The sequence below is a fragment of the Candidatus Caldatribacterium sp. genome (assembly GCA_014359405.1).
Lineage (GTDB): Bacteria > Atribacterota > Atribacteria > Atribacterales > Caldatribacteriaceae > Caldatribacterium > Caldatribacterium oleiphilum.
In genome coordinates this window covers 1-1,716 of sequence record JACIZN010000194.1, presented here as the reverse complement: position 1 = coordinate 1,716, position 1,716 = coordinate 1, and the positions used below count along the sequence as shown (strand labels likewise).

General features: G+C 55.5%; 2 protein-coding genes. Both read left to right on the top strand.

The features are described 5' to 3' along the window. Positions 1 to 744: FtsX-like permease family protein (locus tag H5U36_10335; protein ID MBC7218503.1), on the top strand; the 744-nt coding region annotated here is incomplete at its 5' end. A gap of 12 nt (positions 745 to 756) precedes the next feature. Then, on the top strand, positions 757 to 1,716 hold a 960-nt coding region (locus H5U36_10330), incomplete at its 3' end, for a TolC family protein (protein MBC7218502.1).

Genomic DNA, 1,716 nt, shown 5'->3' with positions numbered 1-1,716 from the left:
GTTGCCGTTTTGGGGCACACGGTGGCCCAGGACCTTTTTGGGAATCCTGAAGCTTCAGTGGGACAGAAGATACGCATTGGGCGAGCGATTTTCACCATTATAGGGGTGCTTGAGCCGAAAACCGCCGGAGGCCAGGACCTGGGGAACCAGGTCTTTGTTCCCCTGACGACCCACGTGCGTTACCTCACCGGGAACCGCTACCTCCGGAACATCATCGTCCAGGTGGATACCAAAGAGAACATCCCTCTCGTCTCCACGTGGCTTTCGGACTTCTTTACGAGGAAAATCGGAGACCCTGAGAAGTTCTCAATCCTCAACCAGCAGGATATTTTAGAAACCGTCGAGAGCGTCACGGGGTCCATTACCCTCTTTCTTGCTATTATCGCCGGGATTTCTCTCCTTGTTGGAGGTATTGGCATCATGAACATCATGCTCGTGTCGGTGGCCGAAAGAACTCGGGAGATTGGCCTTCGCAAGGCCATCGGAGCCAAGCCCCGGGACATTCTCCTCCAGTTCCTCCTTGAGTCCTCGCTTTTGAGCCTTGTTGGTGGTGGCGTGGGGGTGGTTCTTGGAGTCCTTGCAGGGAAGAGCATGGCGTCTTTCTCCCAGTTCTCCTTCGTCCTCTCGCCTCAGGTTTTGGCCTTGGCCCTTTCGGTATCTCTGGCGGTGGGGCTCTTTTTTGGGATATACCCGGCCCGACGAGCAAGCCGCCTTGATCCCATTACTGCGCTCCGGTACGAGTAAAGGAGGGATAGTATGCTCAGGGGATTTTGGGTACTTGCGGTTCTTCTTGTGGTCCTTACAGGGTTTTGCGCTTTTGGGGAGGAGGAAAAACTCCCTTCCCTGTCCCTCAAGGAGGCCATTACTCTTGGCCTTGAGGAGAGCCGAACCGTTCGCCTTGCCGAGCTCACCCTTCGGGCTCAAGAGGTGGCCTACCGTGAGGGGAAGGCGAACCTCCTTTTGAACCCTTCGGTGGTTTCGGAGCTCCAACTTGAGAATACCTGGCGGAGTGCTCAGAGGAGTTTCGCCCTGACACGGATGGACCTTGCGCTTCGGATTGAGGAGGCCTACTACAACGTCCTCAAGGCAGAGCGGGCTTTAAGTCTTGCCAAAGAGAACCTCTCGCGCTTAGAGAAGCAGCTTGAGGATGTGCGGGCAAAATTCTCCCTTGGCGTGGTAGCGAAAATCGACGTTCTTCGGAATGAGCTCGAGGTTGAGCGAGCTCGCCTTGAAGTCGAAAAGGCAGAGGACAACCTCACCCTTTCCCGGATGAACTTAGGAAGCATCCTTGGCAGGGGCCTTGAAGCGCAGTTTGCCCTTTCCTCAAGCCTTGAGTTTGCTCCTGAAGCCTTTGATCTTGACTTTTGCATCCAGTACGCCTTGGAGCACCGCCCCGAGGTGAAGGAGAAAGAGGAGGCCCTTGCTCTCCGGAAGAAAGAGCTCGAGGTTGTGACCTCCTACACGCCTCCTCTTGAGCGGGAGAAAGCCAAAATCAACCTCGCCATTGCCGAAGCCGAGCTTGCGGATATCAAGGAGTCGGTGGTGCTTGAGGTGCGGCAGAGGTTTTCTGAACTTCTTGCGGCCGAGAGGAATGTCCCAATCGCCGAGAAGAACGTCGCTGTCGCCCGGGAAAACCTGAGCATCCAGCAGGCTCGTTTTGAGGCTGGCGTCATCACCCTTCTTGATCTTCTTGATGCCCAGAGCGACCTTTATGAG